Below are 16,142 nucleotides of genomic sequence, written 5' to 3' on the forward strand. Positions count from 1 at the left end.
GGCCGACGGCGGCACATCCCGTGTTACGTTCGCCCGATGGCCGACTCTGTCGCACTGGACCCGGTGGACCTTCACATTCTGCGGCTGTTGCAGAACGACGCCCGGACCACCTACCGCGACCTCGCGGCGCAGGTCGGCGTGGCGCCGTCCACCTGCCTCGACCGGGTGGCGCGGCTGCGGCGCTCGGGGGTGATCCTCGGCCACCAGCTGCGCCTGGATCCGGCGAAACTCGGGCGCGGCCTCCAGGCCCTGCTCTCGGTGCAGGTGCGGCCGCACCGCCGCGACCTCGTGGTGCCCTTCGTGGAACGGATCCGGGCCCTGCCCGAGTCGTTGTCGCTGTTCCATCTCACGGGCCCGGAGGACTTCCTGGTGCATGTGGCGGTGGCCGGCCCGGCGGATCTCCAGCGGCTGGTGCTCGACGAGTTCACGGCGCGGCGCGAAGTGGCCCGCGTGGAGACGAGGTTGATCTTCCAGCAGTGGGAGTGCGGCCCCCTGCTGCCGGCCGAGGACGCCGGCGCCGGACCACGCGAGAATCCCGCCGAACCATGATGACGCGCACCGTCCCCTCGTACGAGGATGTCCGCATGTCAGTGACGAAGAACCCACATCCGAACGCCGGCCCCCTGCCCCGCGAGGTCGCCGACGCGTACGTCGACGAGCTCATCGCCCTCGACCCCATCACCGGCACCTACCTCGGCGTACGCGAGAGCGACAGCAGGCTCCCCGACACCTCGCCCGCCGGTCAGGAGGCGCTCGCCCGGCTGGCGCGGACGACCCTCGTCCGGCTGGACGAGGCGGAAACCCGGCCCGGGGCGGACCGGGAGATCGAGCGCCGCTGCGGCAGGCTGCTGCGCGAGCGGCTCACCGCGGAGCTGGCCGTGCACGACGCCGGGGAGGGCCTGCGCCGGGTCGGCAATCTCGACACGATGCCGCACCAGGTGCGGGAGATCTTCACCGTGACGCCCATGGAGACGCGGGAGGACTGGGCGGTCATCGCCGAGCGGCTGCGGGCCGTACCGACCGCGCTGGAGGGCTATCGCGCCTCGCTCGAACTCGGCCTGGACCGCAAGCTGTTCGGGGCGCCGCGCCCCACGGCCACGTTCATCGGGCAGCTCACCGAGTGGGCGGGCGGAGCGGGCAAGGGCGGCTGGTTCGAGGAGTTCGCCGCCGCGGGGCCGGACGCGCTGCGCTCCGAGCTGGACGACGCGGCGCGGGCCGCCACCGCCTCCGTGGTCTCACTGCGGGACTGGATGCGGGACGTCTACGCGCCCACGATCGAGGGCTCCCCCGACACCGTGGGCCGCGAGCGCTACGCCCTGCTGTCCCGCTACTTCAACGGCACGGATCTGAATCTCGACGAGGCGTACGCGTACGGCTGGTCGGAGTTCCACCGGCTGCTCGGGGAGATGCGCGCCGAGGCGGAGAAGGTCCTGCCGGGGGCCGCCACGCCCTGGGTGGCGCTGGCGCACCTGGACGAGCACGGCACGCACATCGAGGGCGTCGAGGAGGTGCGGGTGTGGCTCCAGGAGCTGATGGACGAGGCGATCGAGGCGCTGGACGGCACGCACTTCGAACTCGCCGAGCGCGTCCGCACGGTGGAGTCCCACATCGCCCCGCCCGGCGGCGCGGCGGCGCCCTACTACACGGGCCCGTCCGAGGACTTCTCGCGCCCCGGCCGCACCTGGCTGCCGACCATGGGTGAGACCCGCTTCCCCGTCTACGACCTCGTCTCCACCTGGTACCACGAGGGCGTGCCGGGCCACCACCTCCAGATCGCCCAGTGGGCCCACGTGGCGCAGGACCTCTCCCGCTACCAGGCGACCGTCGGCCTCGTCAGCGCGAACGCGGAGGGCTGGGCGCTCTACGCCGAGCGGCTCATGGACGAGCTGGGCTTCCTCACCGACCCCGAGCGCAGGCTCGGTTATCTGGACGCCCAGATGATGCGCGCGCTGCGGGTCATCGTCGACATCGGCATGCACCTGGAGCTGGAGATCCCGGCGGACTCCCCCTTCCACCCGGGCGAGCGCTGGACACCGGACCTGGCCCAGGAGTTCTGCGACGCGCACTCCAGCCGCCCGGCGGAGTACGTGGCGAGCGAGCTGACGCGCTACCTCACGATCCCGGGTCAGGCCATCGGCTACAAGCTGGGCGAGCGGGCGTGGCTGCTCGGCCGCGAGAACGCGCGCCGGCGCCACGGCGACGCGTTCGACGCGAAGGCGTGGCACATGGCGGCGCTCTCCCAGGGCTCGCTGGGTCTGGACGACCTGGTGGACGAGCTGTCCCGGCTGTGACCAACGGGGCGGTGGGCGGCCGTGGCTGCGGCCCGTCCACCGCCCCTCTGGGGTCAGCAGCCGCAGTCGGCGGCGTCGAGCGGCGCCGTGAGGCCGTCCGGGGCGCGTCGCTCCCGGCCCTCCCACGTCTCGTACGCGAAGCCCTCCCGCGCCCAGTACTCGAAGCCGCCGAGCATCTCCTTGACCGGGAAGCCGAGCCGGGCGAGGGCGAGGGCCGCCCGGGTGGCGCCGTTGCAGCCCGGGCCCCAGCAGTAGGTGATCACCGGCACCGACTTGTCGAGGAGCGCCTCGGCCTGCTCGGGGATGAGCGCGGTGGGCAGGTGCAGCGCGCCCGGGATGTGCCCCTGGTCCCACGACGCGGTGCTGCGGGTGTCGATCACGACGAAGCCGGGGTCGCCGCCGTCCGCGAGGGCGGCGGCCACGTCGGAGACATCGGCGTGGAAGGCGAGGCTCGCCCCGAAGTACGCGGCGGCCGCGGCCGGGGAGGCGGGCGGGATCCGCAGAACGGAATTCACGGCGGCGGGAAGTCCGGCGGCCGAGTCGGCGGAAGGGGAGCTGACCTGCACGTTCGTGGTGTCCATGGCAGAAAATCTAGGTGCCGCGACCGGAAGTCTGAAGCGGCGATCCCCGGCACCCCCCTTGATCGGCCGGGGATTTCCCTGTTTCCTCTCGGGCATGACCGGTTATTCCACGGACGCCACCGACTGGCGCATCCTCGACGTCCTCCAGCGCGAGGGCCGCGCCAGCTATGCCGAGCTGGCGCGCGCCGTCTCGATGTCCGCGAGCGCCGTCACCGAGCGCGTGCGGCGCCTGGAGGAGGCGGGCGTCATCCAGGGCTACGCGGCCGTGGTCGACCCGGAGCGGCTGGGGCTGCCGATTCTCGCGTTCGTGCGGCTGCGCTACCCGACGGGGAATTACAAGCCTTTCCACGACTTGGTCGAGGCCACCCCGGAGATCCTCGAGGCGCATCATGTCACCGGCGACGACTGCTTCGTCATCAAGGTCGCCGCGCGGTCGATGAACCACCTCGAAGAGGTCTCGGGCCGGATCGGCGCCCTGGGTTCGGTGACGACGAGCGTCGTGTACTCCTCTCCCCTGCCGAGACGCCCGCTGGGACGCTGACCGGCGCCGTCGCCTCGGCGCAGGCCGGGTGTGCGGCGGCTGCGCCGGGTACGCCGGCTAGAACACCGACCAGCCCGTCACGGTGGTGAAGTGGTCGAGCGCCGCCACGCCCGCCACCGAGTTGCCGTACGAGTCCAGGCCCGGGCTCCAGACGCACAGGGTGCAGCGTCCGGGGATCACCGCGACGATGCCGCCGCCGACGCCGCTCTTGCCCGGCAGCCCGACGCGGTAGGCGAAACTGCCCGCCGCGTCGTAGGTGCCGCAGGTGAGCATGACCGCGTTGACCTGCTTCGCCTCGCGGGCGGGCAGCAGACGCGTGCCGTCGTTGCGCAGCCCGTGGCGGGCGAGGAAGGCCGCCGCGAGGGCGAGGTCGCGGCAGCTCATGCGGATCGCGCACTGCCGGAAGTAGTGGTCGAGCACCGTGCCGACGGGATTGTCGAGGTTGCCGTAGCTCGCCATGAAGTGGGCCAGTGCCGCGTTGCGGTCGCCGTGCTCGGCCTCGGAGGCGGCCACCACCGGATCGAAGGCGACGTCCGGGTTGCCGCTCTCGGCGCGCAGGAACTCCAGCATCGTCGCGCCGGCGTCCCCGGTGAGGCTCTGCAGCCGGTCCGTGACGACCAGCGCGCCGGCGTTGATGAAGGGATTGCGCGGGATGCCGTTCTCGTACTCGAGCTGGACCAGCGAGTTGAAGGGGTTGCCGGACGGTTCCGTGCCGACCCGGTCCCAGATCCGCTCGCCGCCCTCCGCGAGGACGAGCGCGAGGCTGAAGGCCTTGGAGATGGACTGGACGGAGAACGGCTCCTGCCAGTCCCCCACCCCGTGCACCTCGCCGTCGACGTCGGCGACCGCGATGCCGAACCGCTCGGCGTCCACGCCGGCGAGCGCCGGGATGTACCGGGCCACCTGACCGCGGCCCACCAGCGGCCGGGCGAAAGCGGCGACTTCCTCGAGAACGGCCTGGTAGTCCACAACCTGCGCTTTCTGCCTGTACGGAGGTGGCCGTTTCGACCCGAAAATCCGCTGCTTGCGGGGTATGTCGGCGACCGGGGTCAGGATAACGCCTGCCCGTACCGCGCCCTTGGCGGGGCCGTCCGCCCGCTCGCCTATCCCAGCCCCCGCTGCCGCACCACCGACCCGCCCCGCCCCTTCACCACCTCCAACTGCGCGTGCACCCGGCGGCGCAGGTCAGCGACGTGGCTGACGATGCCCACGCTGCGGTCCCGCTCGCGCAGTGAGTCCAGGACGTCCAGGACCTCGTCCAGGGTCTGGTCGTCCAGGCTGCCGAAGCCCTCGTCGATGAAGAGGCGGTCGCGAGTTCGACAACTGCGGGGGTAACCCCTCTGATCAGGCAAAACAGGGAAGAAAAGAGCCCCCGTTGATTGCTTCGGGGGCTCTTGATCGTGGCCGGGGGACGTGCGGGGGACAGCGCGCTCAAGCGGCGTTTTGCGCCTGGTCTCCGCGGTCGATACGTACTACGTGCAGGTGCCGGTCTTCCGAGTTTGCGGCGGAGGCGACTGCCTCATCCTGTGCTTCTGCTCCGGGAGGAACCGAAGCCGCGGCCTGCTCGTGGTCTACCTCTGATGCGGAGGTCTGTTCACCGTCGGGCTTCTCCACTCCGTTGCGGCGTGGCACGAGTTCAAGCGGGGCGTTGGCGGCGGCATGCTCGAACTGAGGCAACAAGCTGGTGTAGGTGTCAGCCGTCAGTTGGTAGCTGCTATGGCCGAGCAGGGCTTGGATGGCCTTCATGGAGAGGCCGGCAGCCAGGCTGAGTGAGGCTGCGCAGTGGCGCAGGTCGTGGAGGCGGATCGGTGGCAGACCAATGCGCTGGACGAACCTGTTGAAGGCCTGGGAGACGTTGGCGGGGTGGTGGGGGCGCCCATCGGGTCGGGTGAAGACGTAGCCGGAATCGACGTACGGTCCGTGGCTCCGAGGGTCTTCGCGGTGCTTCTTCTCCCACTCAGCGCGCTGAGCCTTCTGTAGGTCGCGCCAGGCCGTGAGCAGGGCCAGAGTGGCGTGGTCGAGAGCGACCGTGCGGCGGCCGCTGCGGCTCTTGGGGGTGTCCTTCCATACGTTGTAGTTGGAATCGGTGACGAGCTGGCCGGAGACGTAGGCCACCCCTTTGGTGAGGTCGAGTTCTGTCCAGGGCAGGCCGGTTGCCTCACCTCGACGTGGTGCCCGGTACACCATGAGGTGCCACATGATGTACATGGGGTGATCGACGGCTGCGTCGAGGAACTCACCCGTCTGTTCTGGGGTCCAGACCATGACTGGACTGGGCTTCTGGCCGGTCTCGCGCCAGCGTGCCACTCGCTCGTCGGTCCACACCAGCGGTTGGGGGCGCTCGTATTTAGGGATGACGACAAGCTTGGCCCAGTTTTGCGTGACGAGCTTCTCGGTGACGGCATCGTTAAGAGCGGCGGTGAGGCAGTCGAGGTACTTCTTCTGGGAGGCGGGCCCGGTGTCCTGGCGAGGCTTGGCGCGGGCTTCTTTGAGAGCTGTACGGGCTTGGTGCCATGCCTGACGCAGCTCGAAGGGCCGGGGCGTGGGCGCCTGACTCCAGGCCAAGTGGGCTGCGTCGCATTCGGTTTTGGCTAGCTCTGCCGCTTCGCGGTTAGCCTTCTTGATCTCGTTGTATGCCCATATCTGTTGGAACATCTCTTGGATGTGGCGCTCGCGGAGATCGCGCATGGGGAGGTGGCCGAGGGCGGGCTTGAAGACGCGGTCGATGAAGTCGCGGTAGTCGCCTCGGGTCTTGCGCTTGAGGTCGACGCGCTTGGCGTGCCAACGGTCGAGGTACGAGGCGACAGTCTCATTACTGTCGATGTCGACGCCCCCCTGAGCTTCGTCCCACAGCTTCTGCGCTTCCTCCTTCGCCTGCTTCTGTGTGAGGAAGCCGCCTTTGCGCGGGCGGCGGCGTTTGCCGCCTGGGCCGTCGGGGAGCTTGACGTAGTAGTACCAGGAGCCGTGGTCGCGTCTGTTCAGGAGGGGGCAGGCGGAGCCGAGTTCGCGAAACCTGGGTTCCCCACTCGCGTCGAGAACAGGCTGACCGTCACTATCCAGCTTGGGTTCGGTGCACTTGCATCGCTTGTAGGTGCTGCCATCGAACACGTGGGTATCTCCCTGGTTGCGGCGGGTTGTTCCTTACGTGTCCTGATCTTGCTGTAGGGAAGGTGACGGCTCCTTGGGCGTCGTATGCTTCCTGCCAGGTGGCGCGGGGAAGAGGGATGTGACCACCTTTGTCCTCGTCTGTGACTGAGCAGCGCCAGCGGTGTAGCGGGATGTCCGTAGAGGAAGTCCGATCGCTGCCGGCAGTAGTGAATGTCGTGACAGCTGCACGTGCCCTGGGGATCGGGGCGGACAAGGCGTATGACTTGATCAAGGCGGATGCGTTCCCGGCGAAGCTGATCCCCCTGGGGCGCACGCAGAAGGTGGCGACTGCTTCGCTGTGGGAGGCCTTGGGGGTGTCCTGACGAGGCGCGGCACGGGCTCACCAGGGCCCGGTCGGATCACGCTGCGTCCGTTCAGTGGGGCTGCTTTTTACGTGGACGGGTGGCGCTGCGACCAGCTCCGCGAGGTGCCGCCCGAGAGCGAAGGGCATCGTGACGTGCCTCACTGATCGCCGGTGTTGTGGCGCTGTGACGTGCGCAAATGTCGCCGCTTGCGGGGTCTCGTCGACCTGGTGGCTCCATTGTCTACACAATGGAGCTATCGTGACCTATTATCGGGCTAAGGGGTCGCTATGGGCAGGCGATCCGCTCGTGATCGGACGGAGACGCATGGCACGGCTGACTGGCTACCTGAGTCGCCGCGGAGGGCTCCACCCCCAGGAGGCCCCAGGTCTGCGCAAGGCCGCCTCCCTGCTGTTCGACCAGCACAGCAGGGCCGAGGCATGCCGGTGGATGAATGCCCAGGGGTATCGCACGGCGCTCGGCAACGAGTGGGCACCGGAGGTCCTGACCCGCGTCCTGAGCCATCCCCGCATGGCGGGACTGGGTGAGGACGGCGAGCCCATCGAGGACTTCGGCGAGACGGTACTGACGCCCGGTGAGCGTCAGCGGCTCCTTGCCCTGTTCGCCGAGAAGGCGGGCCAGCAGGCCGAGCCCCGGGGTGCCTTCGACTACTTGCTGAACGAAGGCCGGTCGGAGTGCGGCCGGTGCGACTACAGCATGGTGGGCACGCGCGTCACCAGCGGCGGCGATCCGGCCTACCGCTGCCCCGCACCCCGGGAGGGTCAGGACTCGTGCGGGCGGGTTCGGATGAACGCCGACCGGCTCGAAGACTCCGTGGCCGAGGAAGTTCTCGCGGAGCTGCTGCGGCCAGGCGCCCGGGAGCGGGTGGCTCAGCTGCTGGCCGACCTGCGGGCGGAGGCCGGGCGCCTGAAGGAGCACATCGACGGGTCGCCGGAGCGGTTCGGGGAGCTGCGCGAGATGCGCAAGGTGCTGGTGCCGGCCGCCTACGAGGCTGCCGAGAAGGCGACCAAGCAGGACCTGCGTGAGGCGCGGAGCCGTCTGCGCTACCTGGAGCAGCTGATCGATGTACCCGTTGACGACGTCGAGGACTTGGCCGCCTGGTGGAAGACGGCGCCGCGGGCCTGGCAGCGGGCGCTGGTCGGCGTCGTGATCGTCAAGGTGCGCGTCATGCCGGTGGGGCGTGGCAGGCACCGCGATCCCAGTGAGCGGATCCACATCGAGTGGCGCTAGGCACCGTCCATTTCGGGCGGTCAACTGCCCTGCTTCTGGTGGCCTGTTGGCCTGCGGAACGGGCCCCGGCTGAGATATTTCCGCAGCGCGAGGCTCGTTGACCTTACGTCTGCCCGTCTGCGCTGGGACCGCAGCAGGTTTGCCTCTGGGCTGGTTTGCCTCGCCGGGGACACCTGTCCGTAAGATACGGGCGTTTTGAGGCTTTAGCCGATTAAGTCCCACGGAATGGATGAACCACAGTGCCCTCCCCTGCCCTCCAGCAGCTGTCCGCCACCACGTGGGCATGGATGAACGACCGGCCCGGCTGGGGCTACAGCAACAGCGGCGTGGTGGCCAGTGACGGTCAAGGCCTTCTGATCGATACACAGTTCACGCTCGACTCCACACGTGACCTTCTGCGTGCCGTCGCCACGGCTCTGCCGGGCACGGAGATATCCACCGTCGTGAACTCCCACGCCAACGGTGATCACACCTGGGGCAACCAGCTCGTCGCGGACGCGGAGATCATCACCTCGGAGCTGTCCGCGCGTCACGCCTGCAAGGAGATGGGACCTGAGCAGCTGTCTGCCCTGTGCGCGATGAGCGGCCAGAGCGCCACGGCGACCTACGCCGCTGAGTGCTTCGGGCATTTCGACTTCTCCGGTGTCACTGTCACGGGCCCCACCCAGACCTTCACCGGGCGGCTGGAGGTCAAGGTCGGGCAGACACTGGTCGAGCTGCTGGATCTCGGGCCGGGCCACAGCCCTGGAGATGTGGCCGTGCACATTCCAGAGGACGGCATCGTCTTCGCCGGTGACGCGCTGTTCAGTGGGGCGCACATGGTGGTGTGGTCGGCGTCGATCTCCGCCTGCATAGCCGTCTGCGAGCGGCTGCTGGCGACCGGGGCCGAGACCTTCGTTCCGGGCCATGGGCCACTGATGGGACGCGCCGACGTCGAGATAGTGCAGGGCCGTCTCATCGCGGTTGCGGAGAGCGCCAGGCAGCTCGCCAAGGCCGGCGTACCCCTCATGGAGGCTGCCCGCCGGATCATGGCCGAGCACGCGGGTTCATGGGCTCATCCCGAGCGGCTGTTCACCCAGACCACAGCCGCCTACGCCGAAGCAGGCGCACCCGGGGTACCCGCGGGGACGCTGGCCATGGTGGAGGGCATGGCCGAGTTGGCCTGCCGGTAGGCGGCATCACCCGGGGGCATGACGATCATCATCTTCGTGTTGTTTCGCAGCCGGGCGAAGGTGATGAACTCGACCTCGAAAACCCCGTCGCGGTTGGGCAGGTGCAGTCGGCGCACATCACCGTCAGGGTGGGTGATGGCGGTGTGGTCCTCTTCGAGGATCTTCTTCGCCACCGGATCGCGCTCCTTGACCTCCCGGACGACTTCGGCGAGCCGCTGGTTTCCCCGGTTGGCCTGCGCGGCCAGGCGCAGTTGGGAGGCCATGGGCTTGGCCCAGGACTCTTCCCAGTCGATGAGCTGTAGGCGGGCCTCGGGGTAGGTCAGAGCCCAGATCATCACGTTGACGCCGTGGTTCATCCAGGGGAAGTCCCGGCCGGCGTGCTCGTTGAAGACCCGGATGTCCCAGTCGGGGCCGAAGGTGTAGGCGGGCCATATCTGCTGGTGGACGAGTGCCGTGACCGTGGGGTCGAGGTGGCCGGCATCCGGCCGCTTCAGGGGTGCGGGCTCGTGGCCGGTGGCGAAGTAGAAGAGGTGGACGCGTTCGGCGTCGTTGAGGCCTAGGATGCGGGCGACGCGGTCCAGGACGTCATGGGAGTAGTTCTCCTGGGCTCCGGTCTCCAGCTTGCGGTACCAGCCTTCCGACATGCCGGTGAGCAGGGCCATGTCTGCCTGCGTGAGGCCTTTGCGGTTGCGTTTCCCGTACCGCTCGGTGAACCCCGGTACAGCGCGCGGGTCCTGGCGCTTCCGCCAGGTGCGCAGCATGCGGGTGATCGGCGGCAGGGATGTCGTCATGGTCTTTTGTCCGTTATCAGATTACAAGAGGGAAAATGTTAGCCCAGACCTTAACCCATTTCTTGTACACACCAACCTTTCATAATCACTCCTTCGAGTCTCCTAAATCGCCGCAAACCACCCATAACTACCCACTGGTGGGCGGTTTCGAGAGTGGTAGTACCGGATGTGGCACTACCGGCAGTGACAAGGGCGACCTAACGCGACGAAATCCGGGCAAGGTATGCCGTGCGCAGAGAGAACTCCTGCCGGCCACCCCCACGGACGTCCGATGACTGGCTCCGCCGCGGTGGCCTTGACTCGTCAAAGTGACCTGGAAGGTGACCCCACAATGGGCCGCAGCGTCTTCATCACCGGTGGCAACCGTGGCATCGGATTCGCGATAGCCAAGATGATGGCGGAGGGCGGGGACCAGGTGGCGGTCACCTACCGCTCGGGGGAACCGCCCTCCGTCCCCGGCATCCTGCCGGTGCAGTGCGACATCACCGACCCGGACCAGGTCGAGGCTGCCTTCAAGCTCATCGAGGCCGAGCACGGTCCGGTCGAAGTCCTGGTGGCAAACGCGGGCATCACCCGCGATGGTCTGCTGATGCGGATGCCGGAAGAAGACTTCGCCGCGGTCATCGACACCAACCTGACGGCCGCCTACCGCCTCGCCAAGCGCGCGACGCGCGGCATGCTGCGGGCGCGCAAGGGCCGCATGATCTTCATTTCCTCCGCCGTCGCGATGCTCGGCGAGGCAGGGCAGTCCAACTACGCGGCCGCCAAGGCCGGACTCATCGGCTTCTCCCGGTCCCTGGCCCGCGAGCTGGGTTCGCGCAACATCACCTCCAACGTGGTCGCCCCCGGCCTCACCTCCACCGACATGACGGCCGTCCTGCCAGAGGAACGGATCAAGACGCTCCTCGCCCAGATCCCGCTCGGGTCGGCAGCCCGCCCCGAGGACATCGCCGCGGCCGTGCGCTTCCTCGCCAGCGATGAGGCCTCCTACATCACGGGCGCCGTGCTGCCCGTGGATGGCGGCGTAGGCATGGGGCACTGACCCCTGGCGGCTCCGGGCCGTAGGGGGAAGCCGCTCGTGGGGACCCAAGGCGCCTGGACCTTGGGCTGATGGCCGTCCGCCAGACGGCCACCTCGCAGGACCCTTGACCACGGTCCTGACGTTTCAGGGGGACGAGTGATTGACGTTGAGCGCATCAAGGCGCTCTCCGAACTGCCCAGCCCGAGAGTGGCGGGTACCAGCCAGACCGACGCGACCGGGATTCTGCGCGCCCTCAGCGGCCTCCACAGCCAAGCCGCACCGATGTCGCAGCCGATCGCATGGAGCAGCGGCTTGTGCGCGCAGCACCCGCCGAAGGAAGGCGACGCCACGACGGCCGTCGCGGCCAGCATGGCCAAGCGTGTCTGCCGCTTCTGCCCCATCCGCGCTGCCTGCCAGGAGGCTCTCAGCGCCGCCAGGCCCGTGGAGGCGCGCCAATGGCGCGAGTGGGCCGAGGGCGGGGGCAGTTCGAACGAGCAGTAGATGACCACCCTGTGGGCGTCGGGACAACCCGACGCCCACAGGCGTTTCCGGACCCCTCGGCATCGGGGCCTCACTGCGCAGACCGTCGAAGACCTCGTGCCAATGGCGGGCGAAACACCCGGTCGGTGCCGACGCCCGAGACGCCCGTCACCGCTGCCGAGAGGGCAGGAGGCGTGATGATCACCTCCCCCAGACAGCTGGTGATCGAGGTCACTTTCGCGGCCTTCTCCCGGAGTGGACACCCCCTATATAGAGAGTAGAATTTAGGTACAAGGTGAGGGCAGGAAATCTCACCACCTAGTCAAAGGAGCACCCCATGCAGCGCGTCCTCAAGATGAGCCAGGTCCACCGCAACCCGCGCCAGCCGCGCGAGTACTTCAACGAGGACGCACTGAACGAGCTGGCCACGTCGATCGACAAGTACGGCCTGATGCAGGCCATCGAGGTGCGCCCCGACAACGAGCTCGGCGGCTACGAGATCGTCGCCGGTGAGCGCCGCTGGCGCGCGCACCAGATCCTCGGCCGCACCAAGATCCGCGCCACGATCACCTCGGAGAAGAACGAACTCCAGCGGTTCAAGCGGTCCATGTCGGAGAACGTCACCCGGGAGGACATGACCCCGTTCGAGGAGGCCCACGGCTACCAGCGGATTCTCGACGAGGAAGAGGGCGCGACGATCGAGACCGTCGCCGCCGACTTCGCCAAGACCACCACGTACGTGAAGCTGCGCCTGGCCCTGCTTGACCTGCGTATCGAGATTCAGGAACTGGTGCAGGCCGGGAAGATCGGCACGCAGGCGGCGGTGCAGATCGCCGCGCTGAACTTCGCCAACCAGGGCTCCGTGCTGAGCAAGTTCGTGCGCGGCGAGTTCGCTGCGGACAACGAGATCGTGCACTTCGCCTACGCGATGAAGCAGCAGCAGGACCAAGCCGTCCTCCTGGTCGTCGAGGAGATGACCGAGGAGCAGCGCACCGAACGCGCCGCCGCACAGAAGAAGACCCGCAACACGCTCGACAAGATCGAGCAGGTCCGCGAACTCCTGGACGAGATCGCCCGGACGAAGCCCTTGAAGCTCGCGGAGACGCTGGAGACGCAGGTCGGCGCACGGCTGGACCAGCTGGACCGGGTCGCTGAGTCGCTGACCAAAGCGCGGTGGCAGCTCAAGCAGGCCAAGGCGCACGCCGAAGCCCGCGAGCTGGTCAGCGTCAACCCGGAGGCGGAAGCGGACAGCTCCGCCGAGGACGGCGCCGACCGCGAACTGGCTGCCGCCTGAGTACCACGCTCCGGGGGCGGGCTCCCCTGCTCGCCCCCTCACACGACACGGCCGCATGGCGCGCCTCTCACCCCCGCCCAGGCCGAGCTGCTCGGCGAAGACGTGGGCATGATCGCCGCGCTCGCGGCCCAGGCCCTCAACCACGTACACGGAGCGGACATCGAACGCCTGGTGAAAGCTTTCACTTCCTCCAACGCCTTGGACGTCACCGCAGTCCGCTACCTGAAGCACCTCAAGGACGGCTTGCCGCGAGGCGAAGCGGCTGGCCGAGCTGCGACCGCCCTCATGCACGACTGGGCAGACGCGGTCCTCAACTCCTCCAGTCGAGGAGATCGCGCATGAGCACCGGCCCGAACTGGCCCGACATGTGGCGCACCGACTTCGATCACGACGCCCTGAACTTGCTGCCCGTGCACGCGCCTGCACGCATTCCGGCCCGACCCGACGCCTACGGCACCGAAGCCCTCTTCGGCGAAGTCGTCCCGGACAGATGCCCCTCCCGCAAGCCCACGGTGAAAGCCGGTGACGTCGAAGGCCAAGACGAGCTGTTCTAGCCCTCCGCGGGAGCCGACAGGGCCGTGGCCGCCTTCCGCGGCCTGCCCTGCGACAGCTCACCGGCTCGCTGATGCCCAACTCCCGAGAGAACGAGCATTCATGCCCATCTACCTGCCCGAACCCACCCCCGAGCGCCCGCGGGACGGCAAGGGGTACAACCGCCTTAGCCTCAACGCACACATGGGGGCGGGTGGGGCGCAGTGCGCTCTGCGCCCGACCTCATACGCGACCCTCTTCGAGAGCTACGACACGCGACGCGCACGGTGGGGCGGTTTCGGCTCCTGCCCGCGAGCAGGAGCCTGCGAGACCTGCGCCCTGCTGAACCACTCCCTCTCGGCGTCACCGCACCCGGTTCCGTTCAACGCGGCCAAGGTCTTGATCCGCATCGACACCAGATACCCCGACAGCACCGTGCTCTCAGCCGCACCGACCACCCGCCTGTGGATGACGGACGACCCGGACGACACCTGCTATCGCGACCACGGGCAGATATGGACCTGGTTCAGCCTGCGTCACCTCAAGGGCTGGGACCTCGGCCGGACCTACCGCGACGAGATCGGAGACGGTTTCTGGCTGCACCGCACACCCGACGCTTGCGCCCCGCACGTGCAGGTCCGGGCCCGGCAGCGTGCTTCGTCGACCCGGCACGCCTTCGTGGTCGGCTCGACGAGAGCCGCCCTGCTCACATGCTTCGGCCGCTGCCTCCACAGCGACGGGCGGCTGCTCAATGTGATCGGCCATCACGTCCCGGCCGTGGTGGATGACGGTGTTCTCCCGTTGCGTCCCTCGGAGTTGCGTCTGCCTCACGGTGCTGTCGGCAGCCGGCGTCTGGAGCTCGACTTCCACTGGGGCGCGTGCACACTCGCGCTGCGGCAAGGGAGGACCCGCCTTTCCCAGTTGTCGTTCGACGGCTCCACCTGGGCACCGGGGCAGATACGCGGGGCGGCGGCGCTGCTCGCGCACACAGAGGACTGAGCACATGGCCACGTACGTGCCGCCGCCCCCGATCTACCTGCCGGGGGCGCACCTCCCTGACTCGGCGGCTTCGCCGTGGGCCTGCCGCTCGTGCCGTACGCCATGGCCGTGCAGCGCCGCCGCCCCCTACCTGACGCAGGGGCGCTGTCAGTGCGGCTCCCCGACGTTCTGGGAGAAGAGACTGCCGCGCAGCTGGCATTTCGGGCCGCGCTGCTACAGCCTGGCGGACAAGCTGAGGGCCCAGGCGGAGGAGATCCGTCAGTACCACCAGGCGCACCCTCACTACCCGCCGGCGAGACCGCCCAAGCCGCGCCGTAAACGACGTCAGTGCCCGCCGTTCAACCACGTGCCCTCGGGGCCTGGTGATGTCGGGCCGGGCACATGGTTGTGGGTGAAGCCGGGTGGTTTGCACCCTGGGTGGGGGGACATCCACCGCCTGGCCATGCTGGTCCGCGCGGACCGCGAGGTCTGTGACGTGTGGGTCCATGAGGACGGCACCGTGCATCGGGTGAAGCCTCATCTGCTGCTCTTGGACACGAGCGTGATGCGACGGTCCTCCTCAACACCCGGTCGCGCGCCTGGATCCGGGGCTGGAACCGCCCCGCGGTGGCTGCGGTGGACGGTCGCCGATCACTTGGCGCACTGCGAATCAGGGCCGGGTGAGGGCCCGGCGGATCGCTTCGCGCAGCAGGACTTGTTCGACGTGACCCAACTCCGCGATGCGGAGGCCTAGTTGCGTGGGTAAGTCGCAGTACCGAAGTGGACACCCTCCCTTAAAGAGAGTAGAATTATCACATCAGGAAGAGGGGCCCACCATGCCGGGCGGGCCGGAACGGAATGGGGAAGCATGCTCACCATCGCGCCCGTCGATGCCTTCGATGCGCTCGACGTACTCGCGCCCGAATGCGGGGAGTGCGAAGGCTCCGGCCTGGTCACATACCACCACGGCCCCTACGAGCGGACGCGGGAATGCGAGCACTGCCACGGCACTGGCCGCCATCTACCCTGCCCGCACTGCACCGACGGGACCCACCCCCAAAGCGGCGACACCTGCCCCACTTGCGACGGATACGCCGCACTCACCTGACCTCTAATAGGTCACGACCAAAGGAACTGCATCATGGATTTGGTAGACGGCATCGTCTGCGAAGCCCTCACCAAGGGCCTGTACGTCATCCGCTCCACGGAGCTGGGACTCATGCGCCTCGCCATCCCTCTGCCGGAAGGAGGCGTACAGCACTTCGAGCGCCCCATGGGCGGCGGACCGGAGTGCTGGCGGGTCACGACCTTCGAGGATGGCGCGTCAGGCTTCACGTCGACGAACCCGTAACCGCCGAGTGGGGCGTCGCCCTCGACTCTCTCGCCAACAGCAGCCGATAGGAGCACGTCATGACGCTCGACAAGAACACCATCGTCACCCCCGTCGCCCCCAAGACCCAGGGTGAGCTGCGGCCGTTCGGCCGCGTCGTCAGCTACGCCGAAGCAGTCCCCTTCGGCGAGCGACTGAACATGGTCCTGTGGGACGGCATGCGCAAGCCGCTGCCGTACTACGACGACGAACTGACGATCGTCGACTGACCCCCGAAATAGGTCGCGATACAAAGTCGTGTTAGGTTCGTTCACGTGATCGAGCCCGGGCACGGCTCGACCACCAACCGACTTCTGGACGGGCAGCGACCCCCCGCGCCCCGCCCGCCCAGAACGGCTCGTCCGATACGAGCCACCCCTCCGGCCGGGACCC

Annotated in this window: 18 protein-coding genes; 13 read left to right on the forward strand and 5 right to left on the reverse strand. The window is 68.4% G+C overall.

Annotated elements, in window-relative coordinates:
• The first annotated feature begins 36 nt into the window (after positions 1-36).
• Positions 37-549 carry an Lrp/AsnC family transcriptional regulator gene (locus ABZ385_RS06360; RefSeq protein ID WP_358590241.1) on the forward strand — a complete coding sequence of 171 codons (513 nt, stop codon included), beginning with the start codon at positions 37-39 and terminating at the stop codon, positions 547-549.
• A gap of 35 nt (positions 550-584) precedes the next feature.
• Complete coding sequence (locus ABZ385_RS06365; protein WP_358590239.1) at positions 585-2,291, forward strand: DUF885 domain-containing protein; 1,707 nt, start codon at positions 585-587, stop codon at positions 2,289-2,291.
• Positions 2,292-2,344: 53 nt separating this feature from the next.
• Here the strand turns inward: ABZ385_RS06365 and ABZ385_RS06370 are convergent, their stop codons facing one another.
• Positions 2,345-2,872 (reverse strand): rhodanese-like domain-containing protein, encoded by a 528-nt coding sequence (locus tag ABZ385_RS06370; protein ID WP_358909976.1) that lies wholly within the window; start codon positions 2,870-2,872, stop codon positions 2,345-2,347.
• 94 nt (positions 2,873-2,966) lie between these two features.
• On the opposite strand from ABZ385_RS06370, the gene ABZ385_RS06375 reads away from it, so the two are divergent.
• Complete coding sequence (locus ABZ385_RS06375; RefSeq protein WP_125510884.1) at positions 2,967-3,413, forward strand: Lrp/AsnC family transcriptional regulator; 447 nt, start codon at positions 2,967-2,969, stop codon at positions 3,411-3,413.
• A 57-nt stretch (positions 3,414-3,470) separates the two neighbouring features.
• Here the strand turns inward: ABZ385_RS06375 and ABZ385_RS06380 are convergent, their stop codons facing one another.
• From ABZ385_RS06380 to ABZ385_RS06390, 3 genes are all read right to left on the reverse strand, one after another.
• The gene (locus ABZ385_RS06380; RefSeq protein ID WP_358909977.1) at positions 3,471-4,382 is read right to left on the reverse strand and encodes a glutaminase; all 912 of its coding nucleotides are present in this window, start codon (positions 4,380-4,382) and stop codon (positions 3,471-3,473) included.
• Between the two features lie 134 nt (positions 4,383-4,516).
• Positions 4,517-4,765: a hypothetical protein gene (locus ABZ385_RS06385; protein WP_358909979.1), complete on the reverse strand. Its 249-nt coding sequence runs from the start codon at positions 4,763-4,765 to the stop codon at positions 4,517-4,519.
• Positions 4,766-4,844: 79 nt separating this feature from the next.
• Entirely contained in the window at positions 4,845-6,521 is a 1,677-nt protein-coding gene (locus ABZ385_RS06390) for a tyrosine-type recombinase/integrase (protein ID WP_358909980.1), read from the reverse strand.
• Positions 6,522-7,189: 668 nt separating this feature from the next.
• Between ABZ385_RS06390 and ABZ385_RS06395 the strand changes: the two genes are divergently transcribed.
• Both ABZ385_RS06395 and ABZ385_RS06400 read left to right on the forward strand, forming a co-directional pair.
• A complete protein-coding gene (locus ABZ385_RS06395; protein WP_358909982.1) occupies positions 7,190-8,113 on the forward strand; it encodes a recombinase zinc beta ribbon domain-containing protein in 924 nt (307 codons plus the stop codon).
• Between the two features lie 239 nt (positions 8,114-8,352).
• Positions 8,353-9,285 (forward strand): MBL fold metallo-hydrolase, encoded by a 933-nt coding sequence (locus ABZ385_RS06400; RefSeq protein WP_358909984.1) that lies wholly within the window; start codon positions 8,353-8,355, stop codon positions 9,283-9,285.
• Here the strand turns inward: ABZ385_RS06400 and ABZ385_RS06405 are convergent.
• A complete protein-coding gene (locus ABZ385_RS06405) occupies positions 9,204-10,076 on the reverse strand; it encodes a helix-turn-helix domain-containing protein (protein WP_358909986.1) in 873 nt (290 codons plus the stop codon). The two genes, ABZ385_RS06400 and ABZ385_RS06405, sit on opposite strands and share 82 nt — an antisense overlap.
• A gap of 331 nt (positions 10,077-10,407) precedes the next feature.
• Between ABZ385_RS06405 and fabG the strand changes: the two genes are divergently transcribed.
• From fabG to ABZ385_RS06445, 8 genes are all read left to right on the forward strand, one after another.
• Entirely contained in the window at positions 10,408-11,118 is a 711-nt protein-coding gene (gene fabG, locus ABZ385_RS06410; RefSeq protein WP_358909988.1) for a 3-oxoacyl-ACP reductase FabG, read from the forward strand.
• A 135-nt stretch (positions 11,119-11,253) separates the two neighbouring features.
• Positions 11,254-11,598, forward strand: a complete 345-nt coding sequence (locus tag ABZ385_RS06415) for a hypothetical protein (protein WP_358909990.1) — start codon at positions 11,254-11,256, stop codon at positions 11,596-11,598.
• A gap of 316 nt (positions 11,599-11,914) precedes the next feature.
• On the forward strand, positions 11,915-12,871 hold the full coding sequence (locus tag ABZ385_RS06420) for a ParB/RepB/Spo0J family partition protein (protein WP_358909992.1): 957 nt from the start codon (positions 11,915-11,917) through the stop codon (positions 12,869-12,871).
• 108 nt (positions 12,872-12,979) lie between these two features.
• Entirely contained in the window at positions 12,980-13,213 is a 234-nt protein-coding gene (locus ABZ385_RS06425) for a hypothetical protein (RefSeq protein WP_358909994.1), read from the forward strand.
• On the forward strand, positions 13,210-13,425 hold the full coding sequence (locus ABZ385_RS06430) for a hypothetical protein (protein ID WP_358909996.1): 216 nt from the start codon (positions 13,210-13,212) through the stop codon (positions 13,423-13,425). Before ABZ385_RS06425 ends, ABZ385_RS06430 begins: the two co-directional genes overlap by 4 nt.
• A 100-nt stretch (positions 13,426-13,525) precedes the next feature.
• Entirely contained in the window at positions 13,526-14,401 is an 876-nt protein-coding gene (locus ABZ385_RS06435; protein ID WP_358909998.1) for a hypothetical protein, read from the forward strand.
• A gap of 1,120 nt (positions 14,402-15,521) precedes the next feature.
• Positions 15,522-15,731, forward strand: a complete 210-nt coding sequence (locus ABZ385_RS06440) for a hypothetical protein (RefSeq protein ID WP_358910000.1) — start codon at positions 15,522-15,524, stop codon at positions 15,729-15,731.
• A 59-nt stretch (positions 15,732-15,790) separates the two neighbouring features.
• Complete coding sequence (locus ABZ385_RS06445) at positions 15,791-15,979, forward strand: hypothetical protein (protein ID WP_358910002.1); 189 nt, start codon at positions 15,791-15,793, stop codon at positions 15,977-15,979.
• Positions 15,980-16,142 lie beyond the last annotated feature (163 nt).

The sequence above is a fragment of the Streptomyces sp. NPDC005898 genome (assembly GCF_040629635.1).
In the GTDB taxonomy this organism is placed as follows: Bacteria; Actinomycetota; Actinomycetes; order Streptomycetales; family Streptomycetaceae; genus Streptomyces.